The organism is Pedobacter sp. JCM 36344 (assembly GCF_046546555.1).
In the GTDB taxonomy this organism is placed as follows: Bacteria; Bacteroidota; Bacteroidia; order Sphingobacteriales; family Sphingobacteriaceae; genus Pedobacter.
In genome coordinates this window covers 1-25,480 of the sequence record NZ_JBKHKK010000005.1, presented here as the reverse complement: position 1 = coordinate 25,480, position 25,480 = coordinate 1, and the positions used below count along the sequence as shown (strand labels likewise).

21 protein-coding genes and 2 pseudogenes are annotated in these 25,480 nt (G+C 39.8%); 13 read left to right on the top strand and 10 right to left on the bottom strand.

Annotated features, from left to right (window positions below; translation table 11 throughout):
• Window positions 1-474 (bottom strand): ribonuclease H-like YkuK family protein, encoded by a 474-nt coding sequence (locus tag ACHFIZ_RS06360; RefSeq protein ID WP_410883983.1) that lies wholly within the window; start codon window positions 472-474, stop codon window positions 1-3.
• Between the two features lie 211 nt (window positions 475-685).
• On the opposite strand from ACHFIZ_RS06360, the gene ACHFIZ_RS06355 reads away from it, so the two are divergent.
• The 5 genes from ACHFIZ_RS06355 (at window position 686) to ACHFIZ_RS06335 (ending at window position 4,998) form a co-directional block, all read left to right on the top strand.
• Complete coding sequence (locus tag ACHFIZ_RS06355; protein ID WP_410883981.1) at window positions 686-1,993, top strand: DEAD/DEAH box helicase; 1,308 nt, start codon at window positions 686-688, stop codon at window positions 1,991-1,993.
• Window position 1,994: 1 nt separating this feature from the next.
• Window positions 1,995-2,240 (top strand): DUF1456 family protein, encoded by a 246-nt coding sequence (locus ACHFIZ_RS06350; protein WP_410883979.1) that lies wholly within the window; start codon window positions 1,995-1,997, stop codon window positions 2,238-2,240.
• 143 nt (window positions 2,241-2,383) lie between these two features.
• Window positions 2,384-3,250 (top strand): ROK family protein, encoded by an 867-nt coding sequence (locus tag ACHFIZ_RS06345; RefSeq protein WP_410883977.1) that lies wholly within the window; start codon window positions 2,384-2,386, stop codon window positions 3,248-3,250.
• Window positions 3,250-4,068 (top strand): alpha/beta hydrolase, encoded by an 819-nt coding sequence (locus ACHFIZ_RS06340; RefSeq protein ID WP_410883975.1) that lies wholly within the window; start codon window positions 3,250-3,252, stop codon window positions 4,066-4,068. Before ACHFIZ_RS06345 ends, ACHFIZ_RS06340 begins: the two co-directional genes overlap by 1 nt.
• Window positions 4,069-4,077: 9 nt before the next feature.
• Window positions 4,078-4,998, top strand: coding sequence for a TIM barrel protein (locus ACHFIZ_RS06335; protein WP_410883973.1), 921 nt, complete (start codon window positions 4,078-4,080; stop codon window positions 4,996-4,998).
• Between the two features lie 12 nt (window positions 4,999-5,010).
• On the opposite strand, the gene ettA is transcribed toward ACHFIZ_RS06335, so the two are convergent.
• Window positions 5,011-6,690: an energy-dependent translational throttle protein EttA gene (gene ettA, locus ACHFIZ_RS06330; protein ID WP_410883971.1), complete on the bottom strand. Its 1,680-nt coding sequence runs from the start codon at window positions 6,688-6,690 to the stop codon at window positions 5,011-5,013.
• A gap of 270 nt (window positions 6,691-6,960) precedes the next feature.
• On the opposite strand from ettA, the gene ACHFIZ_RS06325 reads away from it, so the two are divergent.
• From ACHFIZ_RS06325 to ACHFIZ_RS06305, 5 genes are all read left to right on the top strand, one after another.
• Complete coding sequence (locus ACHFIZ_RS06325) at window positions 6,961-9,498, top strand: ATP-dependent Clp protease ATP-binding subunit (RefSeq protein ID WP_410883969.1); 2,538 nt, start codon at window positions 6,961-6,963, stop codon at window positions 9,496-9,498.
• Between the two features lie 152 nt (window positions 9,499-9,650).
• Window positions 9,651-10,610 carry a formylglycine-generating enzyme family protein gene (locus ACHFIZ_RS06320; RefSeq protein WP_410883967.1) on the top strand — a complete coding sequence of 320 codons (960 nt, stop codon included), beginning with the start codon at window positions 9,651-9,653 and terminating at the stop codon, window positions 10,608-10,610.
• A gap of 41 nt (window positions 10,611-10,651) precedes the next feature.
• Window positions 10,652-11,983: a Gfo/Idh/MocA family protein gene (locus ACHFIZ_RS06315; protein ID WP_410883965.1), complete on the top strand. Its 1,332-nt coding sequence runs from the start codon at window positions 10,652-10,654 to the stop codon at window positions 11,981-11,983.
• A 13-nt stretch (window positions 11,984-11,996) separates the two neighbouring features.
• A complete protein-coding gene (locus ACHFIZ_RS06310; RefSeq protein ID WP_410883963.1) occupies window positions 11,997-13,004 on the top strand; it encodes an FAD:protein FMN transferase in 1,008 nt (335 codons plus the stop codon).
• Between the two features lie 39 nt (window positions 13,005-13,043).
• Window positions 13,044-13,979 (top strand): hydroxypyruvate isomerase family protein, encoded by a 936-nt coding sequence (locus tag ACHFIZ_RS06305; RefSeq protein WP_410883961.1) that lies wholly within the window; start codon window positions 13,044-13,046, stop codon window positions 13,977-13,979.
• Window positions 13,980-13,993: 14 nt separating this feature from the next.
• Here ACHFIZ_RS06305 and ACHFIZ_RS06300 read toward each other — a convergent pair whose 3' ends face one another.
• The 8 genes from ACHFIZ_RS06300 to ACHFIZ_RS06265 form a co-directional block, all read right to left on the bottom strand.
• On the bottom strand, window positions 13,994-15,067 hold the full coding sequence (locus ACHFIZ_RS06300) for a PA0069 family radical SAM protein (RefSeq protein ID WP_410883959.1): 1,074 nt from the start codon (window positions 15,065-15,067) through the stop codon (window positions 13,994-13,996).
• 41 nt (window positions 15,068-15,108) lie between these two features.
• Window positions 15,109-16,326: a carboxypeptidase-like regulatory domain-containing protein gene (locus ACHFIZ_RS06295; RefSeq protein WP_410883957.1), complete on the bottom strand. Its 1,218-nt coding sequence runs from the start codon at window positions 16,324-16,326 to the stop codon at window positions 15,109-15,111.
• A gap of 43 nt (window positions 16,327-16,369) precedes the next feature.
• The gene (locus ACHFIZ_RS06290; protein WP_410883955.1) at window positions 16,370-17,191 is read right to left on the bottom strand and encodes an enoyl-ACP reductase; all 822 of its coding nucleotides are present in this window, start codon (window positions 17,189-17,191) and stop codon (window positions 16,370-16,372) included.
• Window positions 17,192-17,272: 81 nt separating this feature from the next.
• Window positions 17,273-18,931, bottom strand: coding sequence for a DNA repair protein RecN (gene recN, locus ACHFIZ_RS06285; protein ID WP_410883953.1), 1,659 nt, complete (start codon window positions 18,929-18,931; stop codon window positions 17,273-17,275).
• A gap of 111 nt (window positions 18,932-19,042) precedes the next feature.
• Window positions 19,043-19,987 carry a DUF4835 family protein gene (locus tag ACHFIZ_RS06280; RefSeq protein WP_410883951.1) on the bottom strand — a complete coding sequence of 315 codons (945 nt, stop codon included), beginning with the start codon at window positions 19,985-19,987 and terminating at the stop codon, window positions 19,043-19,045.
• Window positions 19,988-19,989: 2 nt separating this feature from the next.
• The gene (gene coaBC / locus ACHFIZ_RS06275) at window positions 19,990-21,183 is read right to left on the bottom strand and encodes a bifunctional phosphopantothenoylcysteine decarboxylase/phosphopantothenate--cysteine ligase CoaBC (RefSeq protein ID WP_410883949.1); all 1,194 of its coding nucleotides are present in this window, start codon (window positions 21,181-21,183) and stop codon (window positions 19,990-19,992) included.
• A gap of 41 nt (window positions 21,184-21,224) precedes the next feature.
• Complete coding sequence (locus tag ACHFIZ_RS06270; RefSeq protein WP_410883947.1) at window positions 21,225-21,548, bottom strand: DNA-directed RNA polymerase subunit omega; 324 nt, start codon at window positions 21,546-21,548, stop codon at window positions 21,225-21,227.
• A complete protein-coding gene (locus ACHFIZ_RS06265; RefSeq protein ID WP_410883945.1) occupies window positions 21,548-22,474 on the bottom strand; it encodes an outer membrane protein assembly factor BamD in 927 nt (308 codons plus the stop codon). Before ACHFIZ_RS06265 ends, ACHFIZ_RS06270 begins: the two co-directional genes overlap by 1 nt.
• A gap of 349 nt (window positions 22,475-22,823) precedes the next feature.
• Here ACHFIZ_RS06265 and ACHFIZ_RS06260 point away from each other — a divergent pair, with 349 nt between their 5' ends.
• The 3 genes and pseudogenes from ACHFIZ_RS06260 to ACHFIZ_RS06250 all read left to right on the top strand — a co-directional run.
• Window positions 22,824-23,066: a transposase family protein gene (locus tag ACHFIZ_RS06260; RefSeq protein ID WP_410883943.1), complete on the top strand. Its 243-nt coding sequence runs from the start codon at window positions 22,824-22,826 to the stop codon at window positions 23,064-23,066.
• A gap of 139 nt (window positions 23,067-23,205) precedes the next feature.
• Window positions 23,206-23,322: pseudogene (locus tag ACHFIZ_RS06255) on the top strand (ISAs1 family transposase); the annotation flags it as partial.
• Between the two features lie 1,052 nt (window positions 23,323-24,374).
• Window positions 24,375-24,557, top strand: a pseudogene (locus tag ACHFIZ_RS06250) (DUF4372 domain-containing protein); the annotation flags it as partial.
• Window positions 24,558-25,480: the final 923 nt, after the last annotated feature.

Here is a 25,480-nt window from a genome sequence, read left to right as displayed (position 1 = left end):
TTAGTGTAACATTTTATCTGCACAGGTGGAGCTGGCAAAAGCCTCAGGTTTGGCTTTAAAAATGAATCCCATACTTAAGATATATCCCATTGCTTCGTTCAATGCTTTATTTGATTTGAACATTGGGTTGGTATTAATGTCGGCATGTACTTCTAAATCAACATCATATAAATCGAGGAGGTCGCATATGGAATAAGCACTTTCAATAGATTTCTGAACTTCGACAAGCATGCGCTCTTTGATGCTCATCTTTTGTGGGCTTTTTTCCTGGTGTATATACATAAACCCACCGTGATGTTCTCTTAACAGTACAATAACTGTAGCGAAGTCTGTTAAACTTCCTTTCACCTGGGAATCTGTACCGATGCAGACTTTAAGTTTGAAGCCATTCTCGGTTTCCCTGATTATCGCTTTTTCAATTTCTTCAAGAATGGTGGAGTTAATGATCTCACCGCTAAATTTCTTCCAGGTCATACGTTGCTGAGGTTTTAGGTTAATTACTTATATATATTGCATTTTTTTTAAGGTGTCTGTTTTAATAGTTCTAAATTAGTCTTATCGTGTTAAAATGGTGATAAATCAGTATTGTTTAATTGCTAACAAGCCTTTTGTTATCAACACTTTAATTATGTCGTAATTATAAAATTAAGCTTTTGTTGGCATACAATCTTATCTTTGACAGTATATGCTGGAAAAGATTCTTGAGAAACTGAAAATAACTGCACTGAATGATATGCAGAATGCCGCTGTTGGCGCTGCCAAAAAAGGAAATGATATTGTCTTACTTGCACCCACAGGTTCCGGTAAAACGCTCGCTTTTTTATTGCCAGTGCTGACCGCGTTAGAAAATTTTGAAAAGCATAGGGTTCAAGCGTTGATACTTGTCCCTTCACGTGAACTTGCCTTGCAAATAGAGCAGGTATTCAAGCAAATGGGAACTGGACATAAAATAAACTGCTGTTATGGTGGACACCCAATCAAGACAGAGCGAAACAACTTTGAGCAGGCACCATCGGTACTCATAGGTACTCCAGGAAGAATTGCCTACCACCTTAGACACGAGAATTTCGACGAATCAGGAATCACTACCTTGGTATTAGACGAATTCGACAAAGCCTTAGAATTTGGTTTTCAGGAAGATATGTTTTACATCATCGGTAAATTACGCTCCCTGAAGCAAAGAATTTTAACATCTGCAACCGCAATGGGGGAAATTCCAGAATTTACAGGGGTGAAGAAACCGATTGAAATAGATTATTTGAAAGATATTAAAGTTGTTCCGGATCTGAAGCTAAAAAAAGTTCTCACAACCGCTGCCGATAAATTAGATACCTTATTTCAACTCATCTGTAAAATTGGTAATAGGACTACACTTATATTTTGTAACCACAGAGAGACAGTCGACAGGATTAGTGATCTTTTGATAGATAAAGATTTGGCGCACGATATTTTTCATGGGGGAATGGAACAGGATGAGCGAGAGAGAGCCTTGCTGAAATTTAGGAATGGGAGTATAAAAATCTTAATTACGACTGATTTGGCATCACGAGGCCTTGATATCCCTGAGGTAGAGTGTATTATACACTATCAACTACCTTATACCGAAGATGCATTCCTTCATAGAAACGGAAGAACGGCGAGAATGAATGCAAAGGGAACAGCCTATCTTGTAATTGCAGATGATGAAAAGTATCCTTTCCTCAAAAACGATATCGAGACTGAAAATCTGAAAGGAAACTTCAATATACCTAAAGACAGTGACTGGCAAACCCTTTACATCGCTGCTGGCAAGAAAGATAAGGTCAATAAGATCGATATTGTAGGTTTGCTATTGAAAAAGGGTGGTCTGCAGAAAGAAGATGTTGGTTTGATAGAAGTAAAAGATCAAAGTTCTTATGTAGCTATTAAACGTAAGATGGTAACACAGGTGCTCGCCGCCCTATCAAATGAACGTATTAAGAACAAAAAGGTGAAGATAGAAATTGCAATGTAATATGAGTAATAACGATATTTTTAAAAAGTTACGTGTCGCATTGGAATTAACGAACGATGATATCATCAAAATCATGGAGTTAGTTAATTTCAAGATTACTAAAAGTGAGCTTGGGTCATTTTTCAGAAGTGATGACCACCCCAATTTCAAGCCTTGTGGAGACCAGATTCTTAGGAATTTCCTGAATGGATTAGTGATATACAAAAGAGGTTCAAGACCAGTAAAAGTTATCGACTCTCCCGAATAGTCTTTTGATAAACGCACATTGTTAATTTAAGTTCCAATGATGTTAAATTAATATGCGGAAAGGTTTGCTAAAATGGTTTAAATAACTTTATTTTAGAAACTGAATCATTTTGATTTTACGTTAACTAAGACTAAAACGAGACAATGAACCAAAAATCGTCTAAGCTGCCTTTTATTGGGGTAGACATCGGGGGCTCTCACATCACAGCTGCACATGTAGATTGCACTTCTTACTCTATAATTGACAGTTCTATGAAACGTGAACGCGTTTCTTCAATGGACGATGCAGAAACAATCTTCAATTCCTGGGCTTCTGTTCTCTCCTCACTTATCGTGAAAGATGGCGAAGACCGTACTAAAATTGGTATCGCTATGCCCGGCCCGTTTGATTACGAGGAAGGAATTTGTTTGATGAAAGGTCAGGAAAAGTATGACGCTTTGTACGGCATGAATGTTCGCACAATCCTGTCTGAGCGTTTAGGCATTTCCGGCGATAACATTCTCTTTATTAATGACGCAGAGGCATTTCTTCGCGGCGAACTTGCCGCAGGTGCAGCATCAGATTTCGATAGGGCTATAGGCATTACGCTTGGAACCGGATTGGGATCAACGAGTAATTGCAACGGAGAAGTCGTGGACATGAACCTTGCATTTTATCCTTTCCTAGATAGCATTGCTGAGGAATATATTTCTACAAGATGGTTTCTTAAACGTTACAAGGAATTGACTGGGAAAGAGATTAAGAATGTAGAATTGTTTTTAAATACAGATTGTGCCGATACAAAGGCTAGTATATTTGATGAATTTGCAACCAATCTCGCTTCGTTTTTAAATGACTTTATAGCGGATCAGAAGCCTCAGGTGTTGGTTATTGGAGGGAATATAGCTAAGACTTGGGATCACTTTATTGAACCCTTGAGAAAGCGGATTACGGATAAGACTGTAGTGATCAGAAGAACTGAAATGTGGGAAGACGCAGCACTGGTTGGAGCTGCCTGTGCATGGGCGTAATGATGAAAAAATATCTGTTTGTTTTTACCACTTTGCTACTTATTTCGCAAGTTGCCTCTGCCGCGAAAGTAGATACGCTAACTACGTATAGTACTGCAATGAAGAAAAATATCAAAGCGGTTGTTGTTTTGCCGGAAGCCTACGTTGACAGTAAAACTTATCCAACCGTTTATCTGCTTCATGGTGCTGGCGACAACTTTTCTGGTTGGGTAAATAAAGTTCCATCGATAAAAAAGTACGCCGACCAATTTCAAATGATTATCGTTTGTCCGGATGGGAATGTGACGAGTTGGTATTTCGATAGTCCTGAAGACCCAACCTGGAAATATGAAACATATGTTAGTACTGAATTGGTTAACATTATTGATAAGAAGTACAGTACTATTAAAGACAGAAAGGGAAGGGCGATAACTGGCCTGAGTATGGGCGGGCATGGAGCATTATATCTTGCTTTTAAGCACCAGGATACTTTTGGTGCTGCAGGTAGCATGAGCGGAGGAGTCGACATCAGACCTTTTCCTTTAAACTGGGACATCGCTAAACGTCTTGGTACTGAGGATAAATTCCCTGAGCGCTGGGAAAAAAATTCAGTAGTTAATCTGATCTACCTATTGACTCCAAACAAGCTGGCCATCAATATCGATTGCGGGAGAGATGACTTCTTTTACGGAGTGAATATGCAGCTTCATGAGAAACTCTTATACAATAATATTCCACATGATTTTACCATCAGACCGGGTGCACATAACTGGGAATATTGGAGCAATTCAATTGGTTTTCAATTGATGTTTTTTAACAATAATTTTAACAAGAAATAATAGATGATAATGGAAAACAGAGATCGTAGAGTTTTTATAAAAAATCTTGGTATGCTGGGAGCTGCCGCGGGGCTGAGTACGCTGTTACCTTTCGATGTTTTTGCGGCTGCAAAAAAAGAATTCTTTAAAATATCGTTGGCAGAGTGGTCTTTCCATAAGGCTCTTTTTGGAGGCAAAATGACCAATCTTGATTTTCCTTTAAGAGCGAAGAAAGAGTTCGGAATTAATATTGTGGAATATGTAAGTCCTTTTTTTAACAAGAATGAAACCGATGCCGCATATTTAAAGGAGCTGCTAACCATAACTAAGAATGAGGGTATCCAAAATCACTTGATTATGGTTGACGGAGAAGGAGAGCTTGGTGATCTCGACCCAGTAAAAAGAGCAAAGGCGATTGAAAACCATTATAAATGGGTAGATGCCGCAAAAACCTTAGGTTGCCTGACAGTTAGGGTAAACGCTGCTGGTAGTGGTTCTGAACAGGATGTGAAAACTGCGGTAGTCGACGGACTTGGAAGATTGACGGAACATGCAAAGAAAAGCAATATTAATATTATTGTAGAAAACCATGGAGGGTATTCTTCGGATGGAAAATGGCTATCTGATGTGATGAAGCAAGTTAATAGTCCATACTGCGGCACCTTACCTGATTTTGGAAACTTTAAAATTAGTGCGGATAAACAATACGATATGTATCAGGGAGTGAAAGACCTGGTCCCATTTGCGAAAGGAATCAGCGCGAAGACCTTCAAGTTTGATGAGAACGGGAACGAACCGGACATCGATTACACCAAAATGTTTAAAATTATCCACGATGCCAAGTTTACAGGTATCGTTGGGATAGAGTGGGAGGGCGATGGTTTTTCTGAAGAAGAGGGGATTAAAAAGACAAAAGCACTGCTGGAAAAAGTTTTAAAGCAGTATAGTTAGAAAAGCTGGTTTTTAAACCAGCTTTTTATATTTAATGCGATGGGGTGTTACATCACCCAAACGTTTCTTTCTGTTCTCTTCGTAATCACTGTAGTTACCTTCAAAGAAGTAAACCTGTGAATTCCCTTCAAAAGCAAGAATATGAGTACATATCCTATCAAGAAACCATCGATCGTGGCTGATTACAACTGCACAGCCTCCAAAGTTTTCTAAAGCTTCTTCCAGTGCGCGTAAGGTGTTTACGTCAATATCATTCGTAGGCTCGTCGAGCAGCAATACGTTCGCACCTTTTTTAAGCGTAATTGCGAGGTGAACCCTGTTACGCTCTCCACCGGATAGGATTCCAACTTTTTTCTGTTGATCACCACCATTAAAGTTGAATTTTGAAACGTAAGCACGGCCGTTCACGGCTTTGTTGCCTAATTGAATATTATCTAAACCATCCGTAATGTTCTCGTAAACAGTTTTAGACGGATCGAGGTCGTTGTGCATTTGATCAACATAACCCAATGCTACAGTTTCTCCTACTCTGAATGTACCTGTGTCTGGAGTTTCCTGCTCGGTGATCAAACGAAAAAGTGTGGTTTTACCAGCACCATTCGGCCCTATAATTCCCACTATTCCGGCAGGGGGAAGCGAGAAGCTTAGGTTTTCAAACAATATTTTATCGCCATACGCTTTGGTTACATTATCTGCTTCAATAACCACGTTACCCAGACGAGGGCCAGCAGGTATGAACAGTTCCAGTTTGTCTTCCCTTTCTTTAGAGTCTTCAGAAGCCAGTTTGTCATAGTTCGATAGACGAGCTTTGGATTTGGCATGTCTTGCTTTCGGTGCCATGCGCACCCATTCCAACTCACGTTCTAAAGTTTTTTGACGTTTGCTTTCTGTTTTTTCCTCTTGTGCTAAACGTTTCGCTTTCTGCTCAAGCCATGAAGAATAGTTTCCTTTCCATGGAATACCTTCACCCCTGTCTAATTCCAGTATCCAGCCGGCAACATTATCAAGGAAATACCTATCGTGGGTTACTGCAATAACGGTTCCTTTATAGTTTTTTAGATATTGCTCTAACCAGTCAATACTCTCCGCATCAAGGTGGTTGGTAGGCTCATCAAGCAACAACACATCAGGTTCCTGAAGCAATAAGCGGCACATGGCCACCCTTCTACGTTCACCACCCGAAAGGACACCAATTTTCGTTTCAGGATCAGGGCAACGTAGTGCATCCATTGCACGCTCAAGCTTGTTGTCAAGTTCCCAGGCGTTCATTGCATCTATTTTGTCCTGTAATTCGCCCTGCTTTGCCATAAGTTTATCCATAGCATCGGCGTCCTCATAAATTTCAGGAAGACCAAATTGCTCGTTGGTGGCATTATATTCTTTTAAAATGGCAGTTATTTCGACAACCCCTTCTTCAACAATCTCCCTAACAGTCTTGTTTTCATCCAGTTCTGGTTCTTGAGCCAAATAACCAACGGTGTATCCAGGCGAGAAAACGACTTCACCCTGAAAAGCTTTGTCGATGCCTGCAATGATTTTCAGGACCGAAGATTTTCCAGAACCATTCAAACCAATAACACCAATTTTGGCACCATAGAAGAAGGATAGATATATGTTTTTTAGTACTTGCTTTTGGGGAGGGTAAATCTTATTTACACCCGCCATTGAAAAAATTATCTTCTCGTCTGACATGTTTATCTCGTTGTATTAGGTAAGCCAAAGATAAGAAAGGTACGCAAGTTCAGAAAGATTACGAGTATAAGATTTCATCTGACAAAATAGCGTGTTTAATCCCTGCAGGTCGGCGGTTACGTCAAAAATTAGTAACATTTATGAAATTACGTCAGAGCCTACATCTATTTAATATCAGATGGCGTAATTGTTGATAAAAAGAAACAATCAGGGGTGCTTTTATAAAACAAATTTTATAGTTTAGAGCATTCCGGATTTAGAAAAGTATATATGGAAGCGAAATTTTCTCCACAAGTAAAAGACGTGATTTCTTTTAGCAGGGAAGAAGCCCTGAGATTAGGTCATGATTATATAGGCGCAGAACATCTTTTGTTAGGCCTAATTCGCGAAGGCGACGGTATGGCCATTAAGATCTTAAGATCATTAGGGGTTGATACCATTAAGCTTCGCAGATCTATTGAAGATTCGGTAAGAGGAACATCAAGTGTTACGGTAAATCTTGGAAATATTCCGTTGACGAAGCAAGCGGAAAAAGTTTTGAAGATTACTTATTTGGAAGCTAAGATATTTAAAAGCGATTTAATAGGAACAGAGCATTTATTGCTTTCTATTTTAAGGGATGATGACAACATTGCTTCTCAGATTCTTTTGCAATACAGTATCAATTACGAAATATTTAAACAGGAAGTAGAAGTGAATAAAAACGGTTTCAGAGATGATCCTCAAAATAGTTCTTCTACCGGAGATGATGACTATCGAGAGGAAGAGACTTTCAGCAGTCCGAAAAAGGTTTCTGACATTAAGTCAAAAACCCCTGTTCTAGATAATTTTGGAAGAGATCTTACCAAGGCCGCTGAAGAGGGCAAATTGGATCCAATTGTTGGCCGCGAGAAAGAAATTGAGCGCGTTTCTCAGATCCTATCTCGTCGTAAAAAGAATAATCCAATCCTAATCGGTGAGCCTGGCGTGGGTAAATCTGCAATTGCTGAAGGCTTGGCGTTAAGGATTGTACAGCGTAAAGTTTCAAGGGTATTATTTAATAAAAGGGTAGTGACACTTGATCTTGCTTCATTGGTTGCCGGTACAAAGTACCGCGGCCAGTTCGAAGAACGTATGAAGGCAGTGATGAATGAGTTGGAGAAATCGACAGATGTCATCTTGTTCATTGACGAGATTCACACTATTGTAGGTGCCGGTGGGGCCTCAGGTTCTTTGGATGCCTCAAACATGTTTAAACCTGCTTTAGCTAGAGGCGAAATTCAATGTATTGGTGCCACAACTTTAGATGAGTACCGTCAGTATATTGAAAAGGATGGAGCTTTGGATCGTCGTTTCCAAAAGGTAATGATCGAACCGGCTACTCCGGATGAAACCGTTGAGATCTTGAATCGTATCAAAGAAAAATATGAAGATCATCATGGTGTAACCTATACAGATGAGGCAATAAACGCTTGTGTTGCTTTGACTTCAAGATACGTTACTGACAGGTTTTTGCCAGATAAAGCTATTGATGCTTTGGATGAGGCAGGTTCCAGAGTTCATCTTACAAATATTCACGTTCCAGAGAATATCATAGATATCGAAAATAAGATCGAAGAGATCAAGCTAGAGAAAAATAAAGTTGTTAAAAGCCAGAAGTACGAGGAAGCGGCTAAGCTAAGAGATACTGAAAAGAATCTTTTAGAAGAACTTGATCGCGCGAAGGCAGCCTGGGAAAATGAAACTAAATCTAAACGTTATACTGTTTCTGAAGACAATGTAGCTGAGGTGGTTTCGATGATGACTGGTATTCCTTTGCAACGTGTTGGACAGACCGATAGCATAAAACTATTGAATATGTACGAAACCATTGCTGAGAAAATCATTGGTCAAGAAGATGCAATAAAAAAGTTAACGAAAGCTATCCAACGTACACGAGCTGGTTTAAAGGACCCTAAGAAGCCAATTGGATCGTTTATATTCTTAGGCCCTACTGGTGTTGGTAAAACTGAGCTTGCTAAAGAACTTGCCCGTTTCATGTTTGATAGTGATGACTCACTAATTCAGATAGACATGAGTGAGTACATGGAGAAGTTCGCAGTGTCACGTTTAGTTGGTGCTCCTCCCGGATACGTGGGTTATGAGGAGGGCGGACAGTTGACAGAGAAAGTTCGTCGCAAACCTTACGCAGTCATTCTTCTTGATGAGATAGAGAAAGCTCACCCTGATGTGTTCAATATTTTACTTCAAGTGTTGGACGAAGGTCAGCTTACCGATAGTTTAGGTAGAAAAGTCGACTTTAGAAACACAATTATCATTATGACTTCTAACATTGGCGCACGTCAATTGAAAGATTTCGGACAAGGTGTGGGTTTCTCAACGACGGCTAAGGTAAATCAGATTGACACCCATTCGAGGGGGGTAATTGAAAGTGCCTTGAAACGTTCTTTCGCTCCTGAGTTTTTAAATCGTGTTGATGATGTAGTGGTATTCAATACTTTAGGAAAAGACGAGATTTTCAAAATCATTGACATAGAATTGAAATCATTATTTGGTCGCGTTCACAACCTTGGTTATGAAGTTAAATTGACTGAAGTAGCGAAAGATTTTATCGCTGATAAAGGATTTGATATCAATTTTGGTGCGCGTCCACTAAAGAGAGCAATTCAAAAATACTTAGAGGACCCTATCGCTGAGGAGATACTGAAAGGTGAGATCAGTGACGGAGACACTCTTGAGATTGATTATGATAAAGAGAATGATGTGATTGTAGTTGAGAACAGGAGCCCTGGTAAGAAAAAGAAAAAAGAAGAGGGAAGCGTAGAGTAAGCATTTCGTTTAAACCATATTACCACCCCTGCGAGCAAATAGCTTTTAGGGGTTTTTTTGTGTTTTAGTTACGGAAATTTTGGTATATGGATTATTGGCCCTATTTTAGAAAAAACTAGGTTAGGTTTTAATATAACACATTAATATTGAGAATGAAAATATCAATGCTTTTTCCTTTTGTATTGGCAGCATCCATTAGTTTTGCGCAGGAAAAGCCGAAGGCATACAAACAAGAGATCACCGGAACTAAGCTTTCTTTTCAAATGCAAGGCATTCCTGGGGGAACGTTCCTTATGGGCAGCAAAAAAGGTAAACCTGATGAGCAACCGATACATGAAGTTAAGGTAGACTCGTTTTGGATTGGTACTTACGAAGTGATCTGGGATATTTATGAGCCTTTTTTATATAAGGACCTTGAGGTTTCACATAATGTTGGCGCAGTAGCTGCGAATGTTGATGCGGTAACCAGACCCACAAAACCATATCTCGACATGACATTTGGAATGGGTAAAGAGGGACAACCTGCCCTTGCCATGACACATTACAATGCGATACAATTTTGTAAATGGCTTTACGCCCGAACGGGTGAATTCTATCGATTGCCTACCGAAGCGGAATGGGAATACGCTTGTCGCGCCGGAACTACAACGGAATTTTCTTTTGGGAACGACGAAAAGAAGCTGAGCGACTTCGCTTGGTATGACGCTAACAGCGATGGCAAAACACATAAAGTAGGAGCGAAGAAACCCAATCCATGGGGACTTTATGACATGTACGGAAACGTATCTGAGTGGACATATGACCAATATTTACCAGAATTTTATGCGAGTGTCGTAGATGCGAAAGCGAATAATCCGGTAGCTAATCCGGAGAAGCTTTATCCAATGGTAGTTAGGGGTGGTGCTTATAACGATGCTGCAACAGATTTGAGATCGGCCGCGAGATTTCCTTCTGATCCCGCATGGAAGCAGTTGGATCCGCAGATTCCTAAAAGTAATTGGTGGTTTCCTGAAGCACCCTTTGTTGGTCTTCGTTTAGTAAGACCTCTAGTTAAGCCCTCTCAAGAATATATAGATGCTTATTACAATAAGGCACCTATTAAAGATTTATAAAATTCAACACATTTGATAGCCACATATAAAACAGAATCACAATGAACAATGAAGAATTGCGTGACAAACGCCGTGAATTTTTAAAAGCCTCTGCTTTGGTTGCTGGAGGAGTAATGATGAATGGAGTAGCTTTTGCCGGTGGCGGAGCAGCACATTCCACAGTTGATGATACCATTAAGATTGCATTGATCGGTTGTGGTGGCCGAGGCACCGGAGCTGCGTTTCAGGCATTAAGCACGAAGCAAAACTTGAAGTTAGTTGCTATGGCAGATGCATTTAGCGACAGACTCGAAGGCGCTTATAAAGACATAAAAGAGAAGTTTGGAGATAAAGTTGACGTTCCTAAAGAACGCAGGTTTGTAGGGTTTGATGGCTATAAAAATGCTATTGCACTGGCGGACGTTGTTTTATTGGCAACCCCTCCAGGATTTAGACCTGGTCATTTCGAAGAAGCAGTAAATCAAAACAAGCACATTTTTATGGAGAAGCCTGTAGCGGTCGACTCCCCCGGAATTAGAAGGGTGCTTGCAGCGGCGAAGCTTGCCGAAAGTAAAAAACTAAATGTAGTGGTTGGACTGCAGCGAAGATACCAGAATAGTTACAGAGAAGCTATAAAGCGTGTTCAAGATGGTATGATTGGTGATGTTACCAGTGGTCAGGTATATTGGAATAGCGGCGGTGTTTGGGTAAAAGACCGTGAGCCTAATCAAACTGAAATGGAATACCAAATGCGAAACTGGTACTACTTCAACTGGCTGTGCGGAGATCATATCGTAGAGCAACACGTTCACAATATCGATATCGCCAACTGGATAAAAAATGGGCCACCAGTTTCTGTGCAAGGAACAGGAAGTCGCGCTTGGAGAACAGGTAAGCAGTACGGAGAGATTTACGACAATCACTCTGTGGAGTTAACATACGCGGATGGAGCTGTAGTACATAGTCAATGTCGTCATTTTGAAGGTATTGATAATCGTGTAGATGAGGGGTTCCAAGGAACAAAGGGTCGGATTCACCTTGATGCGGGAAGTAATATTGGTAGAATTGTGGATACCAAAGGAAAGTCGCTTTACAACTACAGTGCAAAGACAAATCCAAATCCATATCAGACTGAGCACGATGAACTTTTTGATGCAATAGCAAAAGGAGAGTACAAGTTCCACGATGCAGAGCGCGGTGCAACAAGCTGTATGACGGCGATCATCGGCAGGTATGCAACATATTCCGGCAAGAAAATTAGTTGGGCAGAGGGCTTGGCTGCTGACAATAACTTGTTTCCAGATGAACTGAGCTGGACTGCTAAGCCAAAGATTTTACCTGATGCCAGCGGATTGTATCCGATACCGACGCCAGGTAAAACCAAAGTGATTTAGGGGCCTCAAACTGATGTTCCGTTATAATGCCATTGTTTTGTTAATATCGCTGCTAATCCTCATTTTAAGAAAGGAGTACCAGCAGCAATATTTCATTCATGGCTTTGCCCAGGGAACCGATTATACCATAAAGTACTTTGCAAGAGATAGTATAGTAACCAAAAATGCGGTGGATAGCATTCTCTCGCAGATTGATTCTTCCATGTCCCTATACAAACCATATTCACTGATCAACAAGCTAAATGCTTCTTCAGGAGGATTACAGCTTGATCCGCATTTTCTAAAAGTGATTAAGAGGTCGTTTGAGATCACAAAGTCTACGAAAGGAAAATTCGATATTACAGTGAAGCCTTTGGTGCAGGTATGGGGGTTTGGAGCGAAGCCAATACAAGATTTCCCTGATAGCCTGACTATAAAGCAAATTTTACCGTGTGTGGGTATGAAGAATCTGAGTCTAGATGGATCATTTCTTCGAAAGACTAAGCCATGTATTCAGGTAGACGTCAACGGAATTGCGCAGGGATACAGTGTGGATGTTGTGGCAAGCTATCTGTTAAAGAAGGGCGTAACCTCATTTGTAGTTGAGATAGGAGGAGAGCTGAGGATAAAAGGTACTAAGCCAGACGGTAGCCATTTCAGAATTGGGATAGAAGGTCCTGGCGATGGTTTAAACCCGGAACCCGCTTTCAAGCACGTTATTGAGCTGAGCAACGGTGCGATTACTACCTCTGGTAATTACCGAAAGTATTTACAGCAAGGTTCAAAGAAAATTTCCCATCTCATCGATCCAAAAACAGGCTATCCCTTGCAAAATTCAATAATCAGCGCTACGTTATATGCCAAAGATGCAATCACCGCAGATGGGTATGATAACGCGATAATGGCAATGGAAGTGAATGAAGCAATGACATTTATCAAATCTCATCGTGATTTAGAAGCCTACATCATTTATCGTCAAAAGGATGGCAATATATCTGATACGCTCACAGTGGGTTTCAAAAAATTAATTGCTGATCGATAAAATTAATTAAATTAGTGCAACCAAATCTAAACCAAAAATATGAATAGAATGAATTTTTTAAAGAACAGCTTTGTTGCTTCCGGAGCGCTTGTTGCAGGTTCTTCATTAGCTGGCTTTGCAGCAAATTATGAGCAGAACTCTGCTTCAATAAGTGCCGCTAAAACCTTCAATCTTAACTATGCACCTCACCAGGGGATGTTCGGTAACAATGCTGGAAACAGTTTCCTAGATCAAATCCAATACATGTATGATCAGGGCTTCCGCGCTATCGAAGATAATGGTTTCCTTGGCCGTTCTATTGAAGAGCAAACCAAAATTGGTAATTTATTGGCTAAGCTTGGCATGCGTATGGGAGTTTTTGTTGTTGATGGTGGCGACAATTGGAAAACATCACTCACTACCGGGAAAAAGGAATTCAAAGATAAATTTATCGATACTTGCAAGCGTTCTGTGGAAGCAGCCAAAAGGTGTGATGCAAAATGGCTGACTGTAGTACCCGGTTTCTATGAACGTAAACTTCCTTACGGCAATCAATTCGCAAATGTAATTGATGCCATGCGTGCTGGAGCAGAAATCTTTGAACCGCATGGATTAGTTATGGTTTTGGAAACTCTAAGTGATACCCCAGAACTGTTTCTGCAACAAACACATGAAACGTACGCCGTTTGCAAGGCTGTTCAAAGTCCCGCATGTAAAATTCTCTATGATATTTACCACATGCAGAAGACCGAAGGGCAGCTAATAGTAAATATGGATAGGTGTTGGGATGAGATCGCTTATATCCAGATAGGTGATAATCCAGGAAGAAACGAGCCAACAACTGGCGAGATCAACTATAAAAATCTTTTTAAGCATATCTACAATAAAGGTTACAAAGGAGTAATGGGCATGGAACATGGCAATTCCAAGTCTGGAAAAGATGGTGAGCTGCTCGTAATTAAGGCTTATAGGGAGTGTGACAATTTCCTTTCCTAATCGGATTGAGCCTTTTAAAATAAGCTAAGTTGGACTTTAGGTACGCTAAAAAGACTAGAGTCCAGCATTACTCTTTTCTCGTTCAAGTGGTTTAAACGGCAATGTAGCTTGAAATTGTCACTAATTATCTGAGCAATATTCCCGTCACCACGCATCCTATCGCTAAACCTGCTGTCGTTTACGTTGCCCCTATGACAGGATTGAATAAGGTGCCAAACCTTTTCAAATCTGTCCGGGAAATTTTTCCTTAGCCAGTCTTTGAAGATTCCGCCAATCGCTCCGTTCAACCGGACCACCGTATATCCTGCAGATTTAGCACCAGCACTAGCAATTGCTTTCAAAATAGCAGGTATTTCGTGGTCGCTTAAGCCTGGAATAAGTGGTGCAGCCATAACACCCATCGGGATGCCATTCTTACTAAGTTCTTCTACGATCTTAAGGCGTTGTTTTGCTGTTGTAGTTCTCGGTTCCATCTTTGACCTCAAACTTTCGTTTAAACTGTTTATTGAAACATACACCGTACACAGATTCAGCTTCGCCAATTCTTGCAAGAGGTCAGCGTCTCTTAATATCAGTGCGTTTTTAGTGATCATTTCAATTGGCTGCTTATATTCCAAAGCGATCTCTAAGAGCTGTCTGGTAATCTTAAATTTTCGTTCTGCAGGTTGGTAGCAGTCGGTATTGCCGGATAAAGATATAGTGCTGGCATCCCAACTTTTTCTTTCCAGAAATTTCCTGAACAGTTCCGGCGCATCAGTCTTCACGATGATTTTTCGCTCAAAGTCTAAACCCGCACTAAAACCCCAATATTCATGTGCATTTCTAGCATAGCAATAGGTGCAGCCGTGCTCACAACCCTGATAGGGATTTAGTGAATAGGCCATGCCCACATCAGGACTATCGACTTTGTTCACGATAGACTTAGATTTTCCAAGAATAAAGCTTGTCTTTTGTGGGTGATCCTCCCAATCATCAATTCCTTCATCGTGCTGCTTAACATAGTCATTCTTAGCAAAACGGTTATGTGGATTAAATTGAGCACCTCGTCCTTTGTGGTAATTTTCCGGTAAATCCTTATCAGCTATCATTAGGTAAAATTACTAATAAATTTAGTAATCAGGTAGTAATTTTACCTATTTATATTAGGGATGTAATCCATGGGAACCATGTCTGCAATCTTTTCATACGCCCAGAAACCTTCATAAAGTAACGCTCTGGGATCAAAAATGCCACCATTTTCGTAAAAGCTGGCAGGTGAAAGCAACTGATGAACTACGGAGATTTGGTAATTTGGAATGTCAATAGGACGGTTTACGCTATGGCCCGACATGTTAGTGTACTCAACAGTTTCACGTTCTTTAGTATAGATCACATATAATGCATCGTTATACGCTATGGATTGAACCCCTTTAAAAATCTGCTTTACGAGCGTATCTATAAGGACTTCCGAACGGTTGAGAACGGAAAGTGTAGCTGGTTCTGTTCGCATGTTTCGCCAGTACCTCAGGGAATCGGTAAACATTCCATTTAGCCTTGAATCGCCATAATATGTTCTGCTTAGTCTTGATATATTGGCGTTAATCAGATCGTCCGGTGGCCTGTTTTTATTTGGTACTTTAGCGATTTTATTGATTATAAACCCTTCTTCTTTAACCCTGTTATGGTACAACGAGCTAAAAAAATGTTGTGACGAGCCTGCGTAGGCAATTTCTCTTAGCTTCATGTACTTTTGCCATTTAGATTCTCTACGTTCTAATTCTTCAAAGTGGGGGTGTCCCGAGTAAAATACCACGTTAGCATTTTCATCACTTTCGAAAAAATTAAGTAGGTATTTTATGCGATAGCCAAGTGCCTTGTTCTCAATGATCAGGAAGTCTGTTGCGGTAACGGTCAGTACTCTCTTAGATTTGTTGTAATCCGTTTGTATTACTTCCGGATTTAAAATTTTACACTTTTTAGAATTTGGTGTATTGCCAATAAAAGAATTCTTAAACATTTCCAGGTAACGTTGCCTATTTGGATCTGCGTTGATCACAACCTCAGTCAACTCTGTTACATTTTCCGATAGCACGATTTCTACATTGACGGTTTTGTCAGCAAGCACTACGTTTTTGTTTTGAGGTAGAAAACCAATCACCTGTACCAGGATCTCGTAATTTCCCGGTTTTAGACTTCCGATGGTAAACTTTCCTTCGTTGTTGGCAACTGTTGCTATTTTGTATCCACTTAGATAGATTGCCGCACCTGGTAGTACTTCGCCTTTATTATCTTTAACTATTCCTGTAATCGTAGAAGAACCCTGCGCAAATGCGAAGGATAGGTTAAAAAAAATTATAACACTTAACAAAAAAGCCCGGATAAAGATCCAGGCGCTCAGGTATTTATTTTTATTAAGCTTCAGGATCAACTCCTAACCTCGTCATAATAGAGTCGCTAACTCCCGTTGAAGAATATCCTCCATCATGGAAAAGGTTCTGCATGGTGACCATTCTAGTTAAGTCAGAAAACAAAGTGATACAGTAATCAGCACATGAGGCAGCATCCGCGTTTCCAAGAGGAGCGATGGCATCTGCATAGTCGTAGAAATCGCCAAATCCTTTAATCCCTGTTCCGGCAGTAGTTTTGGTAGGTGATTGTGAAACGGTATTGATTCTCACTTTTTTGTCAAGACCATAGTGATATCCAAAGCTTCTTGCGATTGATTCCAGCATTGCTTTTATATCTGCCATATCTGTATAGAATGGATAAGTACGCTGAGCAGCCATGTAGGTTAATGCAACTACACTTCCTCCTTCGCTGATTGCATCAAGTTTCTTAGCAACGGCCATCATTTTGTGGAATGACAGGGCAGAAACATCAATGCCTTTCATGAAGTAATCGTAGTTAGATTCTGTGTATGGTATTTTCTTGCGAATGTTCACACTCATACCTATGGAATGTAGAACAAAATCTATCTTACCACCAAGTATTTCCTGCGATTGGGTAAACAGGTTGGTCAAATCTTCAACATTTGTAGCGTCTGCAGGAATAATTTGGGATCCTGTTTTTTCTGCTAAGTTGTTGATTTCTCCCATTCTCATAGCAATGGGTGCGTTTGTTAGTACAAACGTAGCGCCTTCTTCATGCGCTTTTTCAGCCACCTTCCAAGCAATGGAATTTTGATCAAGTGCCCCGGTAATGATACCGCGTTTACCTTTTAATAAATTGTACATATTTTTTTGTTTTGTTGTTCTGCTTTTAATTATCGAAAGTAAGAAAAATATAAAACTTATGAAGAAACCTGCTGCAAAGAATTACTTTGATGCCAATAGATCCCGTGCATTTTGCAACGCTGAAACTCCAGGATCTTTTCCGCTAAGCATCTCGGCAATGGCAACAATTCGCTCGGCAGGCTTCAGCCTCTTAATTCCAGTAGTTGTCCGTTCTGATTCTTCATTCTTGTAAACGAAATAATGAGCATCTCCCTTCGCAGCAATTTGAGGCAAATGTGTAATACAAATCACTTGCATGTTTGCTTCCAATTCTCCAATCACATTCCCTACACGAACTGCTGTTTCTCCAGAAATTCCTGTATCAATCTCATCGAATATCAATGTTGGTAATGCAGTATGTTTGGCCAGAATCGACTTTATAGATAACATTAACCTTGAAAGCTCTCCTCCCGAAGCGACCTTTGCGACAGGCGCTAGTGGCTGACCAGTATTCGCAGAGAACAATAGGGTAATTTGATCTTTACCATCTTTATTCAGCTCCTTGCTCGAAACCTTTTCTATCTTAATCTTTGCATTGGGCATCCCAACTTTCGCAAGAGTATGGATCACTTGTTCTTCTACAACCACAATGGATTTAGCTCTGTTTGTAGAAAGTATAGTTGCAGTTTTTTCAAGTTCAGCGACTGACTTTCTAATCTTAAGTTCAAGTTTTTCAATTTCCTCATCGCTATTTAGCAAGCTTTGCAGGCTATTAGATAGCTGGTTTTGCACGCCGAGTAATTCTTCGACAGTACCAACCCTGTGTTTTTGTTGTAAGGTGTAAATGGTGTCTAACCTGCAGTTGATCTCTTCAATCCTCGATGGATTAAAGTTAATATTCTGTTCAAAGGTAGTAGTCTCCTGCGATATGTCTTTTACCTCTATAAGTACTGACTTCAGTCTTGCTGTTAACAACTCATAGTCTGCATTGAATTTCTCGATTCCTTGCAGCTGACTCAAACTTTCTTTTAGTAGAGACAGTACAGAGACTTCCTCTTCTGTTAACAAGTTGTTACTTGTTAACAGACCTTTCTTAATATTTTCTGAATTGTTGAGCAACTCCAGCTCATGTTCTAACTTTTCTTGCTCGTCTAATTTAAATGCTGCGGTTTCTAATTCATTAAACAAAAATTGTTCATAATCCTGCTTGCTTCTCGCTTTAGCTGCTCCCGATTTTAGTTCAGTGAGCAATTGTTGGTTTTTCTTGAAGCCCTTATACGTAGAACGGTAGCTGCCAAGCAGTTCTGAATGGTTAGATAATATATCAACTATCAACAGCTGAAACCCCGGGTCGTTAATTTCTAATGTGGCGTGCTGAGAGTGAATGTCAATCAGTTGTTCACCGACTGTTTTCATTAAGGAAAGCGTAACAGGGGTGTCGTTAATAAACGCACGTGACTTACCGTCTGTAGAAATCTCTCTTCGTAAAATAGTTTCTTCGTGGAAATCAATGTCGTGTTCTTCGAAAAGTGACTGCAATAGATTACCACTTAAAGTAAAAATTCCTTCGATAATACACTTTTTTGCTTGGTTAAAGAAGTATCTGGTCTCTGCTCGCTGACCTAAGATAAGAGACAACGCACCCAGCATGATTGATTTACCCGCCCCTGTTTCACCAGTTATTATATTCAAACCCTTATCTAAATCAAGGTCTACACTATCTATGAGTGCGTAATTACGGATAGTAAGTTTTTGTAGCATATGCTCCGCTAAATTATGAAAACTTAAGCAATGAGTGTTTATTCAATTGTACAAAAAAATAAGAGATCCGCTCCCTTCCGGTTATTTAACCAATAATCGAGATGATTTTATCTAATTCTTTTTAAGGGATTCTTTGAGTGGTACTGAAGCTTGTTTTAAGCGCTCGTATTTGTTTATATTCGCTGGGTCAACTTCAATCAAAAGATTGTAAGCTTTGATCCTGTCTGTTGGATCACCGGTTTGAATAGAGAGTATATTAATAACTTCATCTGCTTTACTAGCAAAATAAAAGTTTGGGAAGATAGAACCTAGCTTTTGCTTATCCATCTGTTTTAGACCGCCCAATAGGCTGATTATTCTCTTTACGCCTCTTCCTGGATTATCCTGTAGCTTATCTAACCCATTAAAATGGTAGTCGTAAATGAATACCCTAAGTTCTTCGAACCCTTTATTCAGAAAGTTTTCATTTAACCAATACCTATTCCTTAACCCGTCAAACGCTTTCCAGCCACTATTTGACGATACCTGTGCATTGCTCAGTAACGTCAGTGCTTTCTTATGAAATATTGTTCCTCCTAAGGAGCTAAAACTGTCTTTATCTAAGCCCATAATGGTATAGGCATAAAAACCAAGCAGAGAACTTAGGTTTGTAAGGTAGTTTTGGTCAGAAAAATCTAATGATTGTCCTTCAGTAAAGTTAAAATCAAAATCTTTATCGTTTAGGTTGAGTAAGGTAGAATTGTAAGCGGATCCGTAAATAGGTCTGCTGGATTGAATTTGTGCTTCCGCTTTATAAGCCGAATTGCCGTCCCATTCCGATAGGGTGATCACAAAGTTGCATTCAATTCTTTCTTGGGGAGCGTAAGTTTCATTACTCCATTTGTTGTTATTCAAAAACTCTCTGATGTTCTTTTGCAGTACCTCTAAATTTCTTTTGTCGATGTTTGGAACGGTAGGAGCGAGAACCTGCACACGTGCGTTTAATTCCTGTGCGGTAAGCGCCGATTCAAAGCCGATTAGTAACAATAGAATTATGAAAAGCAAAGGGCACTTCATGATCAGACCAATTTTAATATTTCAGCACAAATGTCTTTGGCAACTTCGGCCTTTGATTTGAGATCAAAAATCGTCTTCTCCAAAGCCTTATTGAATATAGTAATTTTATTGGTGTCAGACTTGAAGCCAGCACCCTGGTCGTTTAAGGAATTAAGAACAATAAGGTCGAGGTTTTTCTTTTTCAGCTTCCCAATCGCGTGCTCTTCCTCATTATTGGTTTCTAAAGCGAAGCCTACCAATATTTGCCCCGGTTTCTTCAGCTTTCCTAGTGTCGCTAAAATATCCTCCGTTTTTTTAAGTACAAGGCTAAAATCACCTTCCACCTTTTTAATCTTTTGTTGCTCAACAACAGCAGGTGTATAGTCAGCAACAGCTGCACTCATCACCACAATGTCTGCGGTACTAAATTCGGCAGTACAAGCTTCTAGCATATCAGCCGCACTAACCACGTCAATTCGGTTAGCTTGATGCATAGTTTTTGCGACAGTCGGGCCGCTGATCAACGTTACTGATGCACCCAATACACTCAACTCATCGGCAATGGCAAAACCCATTTTGCCAGATGAATGATTCCCTATGAATCGAACAGGATCGATTGCCTCATAAGTTGGACCGGCTGTTACTAATGCGGTTTTCCCGAAAAGTGGTAGGCTTTGTCGTAAAGATTTAACGAGGTGATCAATAATTTCTTCCGGCTCCGCCATTCTTCCTTCACCGTGCAGACCGCTGGCAAGTTCTCCACTTCTCGGTGAAATCAGGCTGTTTCCATAGGAATGCAACTGTTGAATGTTATGAACGGTGCTTTCGTGCTTCCACATGTCAAGATCCATTGCCGGAGCAAAGAAAACAGGGCATTTTGCCGATAAATAAACTGCTGTGAGTAGGTTGTCGCACAAGCCGGCCGTCATTTTAGCAAGAGTATTTGCACTGGCAGGCGCGACAATCATCAAGTCTGCCCAAAGGCCCAATTCGACGTGATTGCTCCAAACGCCTGTTTCCGCATCAAAATATTGCGTGTAAACAGGGTTTCTAGAGAGGGTGGCCAAGGTAAGCGGTGTAATGAAATTTGCCGCGTCAGCCGTTAAAATAACTTTGACGTTTGCACCAGATTTTATGAGTAGCCTTACAAGTATTGCTGACTTATATGCTGCTATGCTACCGCAAACGCCTAAAATAATTTTTTTATCTTTTAGCATGGTTATTAATGCATGAAAGCAAATTAATCCAATGCCAGATATTATAAATCCTTAGCTGGATTCCTGTGGTAAATTTTATCGTTAAGGAATTCATCAACAGCGATCAAACTAGGTTTCGGCATGCGCTCATAGTGCTTGCTAATTTCAATTTGCTCTCTGTTTTCAAAGATCTCTTCTAAGTTGTCATTTGAAGAAGCAAATTCGGCCAATTTACCGTGTAACTCTTCTTTCATGTTGTTTGAAATCTGATTAGCCCGTTTAGAAATGATTACTAAAGACTCGTAAATGTTTCCAGTTTTTTGGTCAAGGTCATTAACATTCCTTGTAACTGTTGTATTTGGAACTGCTGGTTTATTCGTATTCATTATTTTATTGGGGTTTTATTTGTAGTATCTCTTTGATTTTTGTTTTCCTTTGTCAGTTGTGCTTTGTACTTGGCAGTTAAAGCTTCCTGAGTTGCAAAGTATTTTTTTACGTTTACAACGGCAGTTTCACTTTCAGCCTTCAACTCCTTTGCTTCAGCAAGTAATGCACTCTTGGGGTGGGATTCTATAAACTCACTCGCATAAGTAACTGCTTCATTATACCTGTCTTCCTGACGGATCTCAGTACTGTTTTTCGCATAATTAAACTGGGATTTAACGATCAATAGATCCATTTCTTCTGCATATTTAATATCAGGAAAGTCAATCTGTGCATTTTTCAATGCAATGACTGCCGATTTATAATTGGTAATGTCATACCCTCCTAATTCATAGTACATTTTAGCATTGGCAAACGCCTTGTCCTCAAGTTTTGCCCTAAGTATGGCAATGTACTTTGTTGCTTCGATAGCACGCTCGCTTTTTGGATAAAAGTTAATAAAAAGTTGAAGTGCATCGATTGCTTTCAGTGTGTTCTCTTGATCTAAACTTGGATCAGGGGATTCAAGGTAGTAACAATAAGCACTCATGTACCTGCACTCTTCTGCATACTCACTGGTCGGGTAGGTGTCTGCAAATACCTTAAACTGATACCTGGCGGTGGCATAATCCTTTAAATTATAAAGGGTCATCGCATAATAATAATTCAGTTGCTGCGCCCCATCTCTTCCTCTGTATTTCTGAGAAAGGTCTTCAAACAAGATCAAAGCCTTATTGTAGCTTTTCTTATTATAAAGTCGCATTGCCTCCTGATTTTTTTTAGCGATGTCATTGCTTAGACGGATTTTCTCAAACTGGCTTTTACAGCCCGCAAAGGTCAAAGCAATGATGGTGAAGCTTAATAATGTAAGGTGTTTAATTTTAAACATTGTGCAAAGATAAGTAATAATACGATAACGTCAATTAAAATAATAGGAGGCTAAGCTATGTAAAAGGTGGTTATCTAGGTGATAGGTTAACATAATTTAACAGTTGGGATTTTACAAAAGTTAGTAGTAATTGTAACTTTTTATTGAGATTCTTTGAAGTTATTTACCAGTAGGCAATTTGACTGTAATTAGGTTTTGACTCTTAATTGCCAGGGCAAACGCATCATATTTTGACTAAATGAAGTTATAAGGAAGTATGATTAAAGCTTTTTTTTCAGCTTTTTTTTGCTATAAATATTATATATTATAATGATAATCAGCATTTTAATTAAACTGTTATGACGGGTTATTGTTAGGTGTTTTTAAGCACATAGAAGACAACAGAAGGGAGCTAAGCAAGCTTCACGATTTGAACGCCATCCTTGTGATGGCTATAATTGCTGTGATTTGTGGGGCAGATACCTGGGGTAATATTGGGGAATATTGTCAGGCCAAAGAAGAATGGTTGACTGAGTTCCTTAATTTAGAGAACAGGATCCTTTCACACGACGCCTTTAACCGGATCATCGCGCCAATGACAGTCAGCATTTGAGCGTTGTTTTATAGAATAGGTTTCCGAACTGATAAAAGTTACCGATGTAAAGGAAATCGTAAACATCGATGGCAAAACCATACGTTGAGCTAAACTGCATAGCAAAAAATCACTGGGTCATATGGTCAGTGCCTGAGCTCCCCAATTATTAGAGGTGCTAAGCCTGAAAAACAACATTGTGACCATTGATGCCATGGGCTCTCAGACGGACATTGCCGAAAAGATCATCGCAAAAGAGGCGGATTATGTTTTGGCATAAAAAACAATCAGGAGCTGTTATTTAAAAAATATAGGGAATGAATTCAGGTTTTCAAAAGAGATCCAGACAGATGAAGATATTGACAGCGGGCACGGAAAGATAGAAACTCGGAAACCGTGGTAAATGACCGGACCTAAATGCGGTAATAAAATAAAAAGCACCAGGGAATTCCAGCACATTGTCCTCTCGCATTGGAGCATAGACAACAAACTGCACTGGACATTGGATGTAGCATTCTCGGAATTGATCCGGCATTCCGCTATTTTAATTTTAGACCTTTCCAACTTTGTCTTTTGATGAAACGTTCTGGTTGATATGGGGTTTGTACTGAAACTTTTCGGATACCGCTTTGCTATGTGTTTTATGGCTGTTTGCTTCGGGCCGAGCCGAAGCAGACACATAGCAGACTCGAAGCAGACTCGAAGCCAGGACGTAGAAGAGGCAACTAGTAATAAACCAGTGAGGCTCTTCTTTGTAGTCCTTAAATAGGGAAATATAGTAATATAGAGTACCATGATTAGAAGCAGCATTGGTTGATTGCTTAAACGAACCTACAATACTGATGTTAAAAAAAAGCAGATTTTACACCTAAAATGGGGTGACTGCACACTTAAACTGGTAAGTGTGCGCATAAATCCTTAAGTGTACACTTAAAATGCTGACTGCGCAGTTAAGAATTTAAGTGTGCTTCACCTAAATCATAGAAATTGATACTTTCCCGGGTAATTCCTTCCGTAATGTTTAGCCATAATTTTAAGACAAGTAGGACCGTAGCCCTTGCTGTCGAGTTGATTTTGCCATCTACCTTCGCAATTACGGAGAATGATCTAAAGTAACCTCCATCACCGCAATTATAGCCATCACAAGGATGTCGTTCAAATCCTGAAGCTTGCTTAGATTACCCGCCATAAAAATTTAATTAAAATACTGATTGTCAGTATAATATACAATATTTTACAGCAAAAAGTAAGTTAAAACAAAGCTTTAATCATACTTTTTTATACCTTCATTTAATCAAAATATGATGCGTTTGCCCTGACCGTTCAAATTTCAATAAGCTTGCCCTAAGCAAGAAAACAAACAAGCATAATAAAGGTTATAACAGCTGGACGCATTTGGTGTCGATGCCCTTCTGCCAATTTGCGAAAAGTCAATCGGTACGTGATATTAGTATTGGTCTTCGCTCTGTTACAAGTAACTCAAATCATATAGGGGTACAAAAGGCGCCATAAAAATCCAGTGTCAGCTACCAAAACAAGCACAGGGATTATAGTCTGTTTAAAGATTACTATTTCTGCCTGCTGGAAATTCTGGGACAGCAGGCCCGCTTTAAGCAGGTGAAATTCAGAATTAAGTCCAGAATCTTTTTGCTGGATTCTACAAGAATGAGTCTATGCCTGTCCTTATTTGACTGGGCAAAGTACAAAACAGCGAAAAGAGGGAAGCGGGATTGTGGCAGACAGTTTTTACAATGATTTTATCTGCTGAATGTCTGGGAAAGCAAGGGTGTGTATTTTGTCATCAGGCGTAAAGAAAACTTTCAGTACGAATCTAAGAGCGAAATCACCCTGCCTGAAAACAAGCATCAACATATCATAATAGATGAACTGATTGAACTCAAAAATACGGCCTCTAAAAAAATACGGTAAGAAACTCAGGAGAGTAGTAAATTGGGACTAGAAAAACAAGCAGACCATAGAACTCATTACCAACCAAATGACCTGGACAGCAAACACAATTAGCGAGCTTTATAAAAGCCGCTGGCAGGTTGAGATTTTTTTAGGGAAATTAAGCAGACCCTGCATATTAAATCCTTCGTGGGAACAACAGAAAAGTCGGTGATGATACAAATCTGGACCGCACTAATACTATACTCATCTTAAAAGTGCTCAAGGATATGGCTAAGTATAACAGGCCTTATCAAATCTTGATGTTTTCATTAGGCTGAACATTTATTAAAATAAACTTGCAGGAATGTTTGGATAAACTATTTGATGAACCACCAAAAGCAAAACCTATTACCAGCCCTATAAACTTTTGCCATAGTCATAGGGCATTTGATCTAGTTTAATCTGTAATCGTCCTTCTTCCCACTTGAAAAGGTTGTTGTTGGTATGTGGAATCCTTAGCAAAAAAGGGGAGAAATCAGTGAGAA

Coding starts and splice junctions, on each gene's coding strand:
- ACHFIZ_RS06350 (WP_410883979.1), top strand. CDS start 1,995: ATGAGTAATAACGATATTTTTAAAAAGTTACGTGTCGCATTGGAATTA.
- ACHFIZ_RS06315 (WP_410883965.1), top strand. CDS start 10,652: ATGAACAATGAAGAATTGCGTGACAAACGCCGTGAATTTTTAAAAGCC.
- ACHFIZ_RS06320 (WP_410883967.1), top strand. CDS start 9,651: ATGAAAATATCAATGCTTTTTCCTTTTGTATTGGCAGCATCCATTAGT.
- ACHFIZ_RS06325 (WP_410883969.1), top strand. CDS start 6,961: ATGGAAGCGAAATTTTCTCCACAAGTAAAAGACGTGATTTCTTTTAGC.
- ACHFIZ_RS06345 (WP_410883977.1), top strand. CDS start 2,384: ATGAACCAAAAATCGTCTAAGCTGCCTTTTATTGGGGTAGACATCGGG.
- ACHFIZ_RS06360 (WP_410883983.1), bottom strand. CDS start 474: ATGACCTGGAAGAAATTTAGCGGTGAGATCATTAACTCCACCATTCTT.
- ACHFIZ_RS06280 (WP_410883951.1), bottom strand. CDS start 19,987: ATGAAGTGCCCTTTGCTTTTCATAATTCTATTGTTACTAATCGGCTTT.
- recN (WP_410883953.1), bottom strand. CDS start 18,931: ATGCTACAAAAACTTACTATCCGTAATTACGCACTCATAGATAGTGTA.
- ACHFIZ_RS06355 (WP_410883981.1), top strand. CDS start 686: ATGCTGGAAAAGATTCTTGAGAAACTGAAAATAACTGCACTGAATGAT.
- ACHFIZ_RS06305 (WP_410883961.1), top strand. CDS start 13,044: ATGAATAGAATGAATTTTTTAAAGAACAGCTTTGTTGCTTCCGGAGCG.
- ACHFIZ_RS06340 (WP_410883975.1), top strand. CDS start 3,250: ATGATGAAAAAATATCTGTTTGTTTTTACCACTTTGCTACTTATTTCG.
- coaBC (WP_410883949.1), bottom strand. CDS start 21,183: ATGCTAAAAGATAAAAAAATTATTTTAGGCGTTTGCGGTAGCATAGCA.
- ACHFIZ_RS06270 (WP_410883947.1), bottom strand. CDS start 21,548: ATGAATACGAATAAACCAGCAGTTCCAAATACAACAGTTACAAGGAAT.
- ACHFIZ_RS06300 (WP_410883959.1), bottom strand. CDS start 15,067: ATGATAGCTGATAAGGATTTACCGGAAAATTACCACAAAGGACGAGGT.
- ACHFIZ_RS06290 (WP_410883955.1), bottom strand. CDS start 17,191: ATGTACAATTTATTAAAAGGTAAACGCGGTATCATTACCGGGGCACTT.
- ACHFIZ_RS06310 (WP_410883963.1), top strand. CDS start 11,997: ATGTTCCGTTATAATGCCATTGTTTTGTTAATATCGCTGCTAATCCTC.
- ettA (WP_410883971.1), bottom strand. CDS start 6,690: ATGTCAGACGAGAAGATAATTTTTTCAATGGCGGGTGTAAATAAGATT.
- ACHFIZ_RS06335 (WP_410883973.1), top strand. CDS start 4,078: ATGGAAAACAGAGATCGTAGAGTTTTTATAAAAAATCTTGGTATGCTG.
- ACHFIZ_RS06265 (WP_410883945.1), bottom strand. CDS start 22,474: ATGTTTAAAATTAAACACCTTACATTATTAAGCTTCACCATCATTGCT.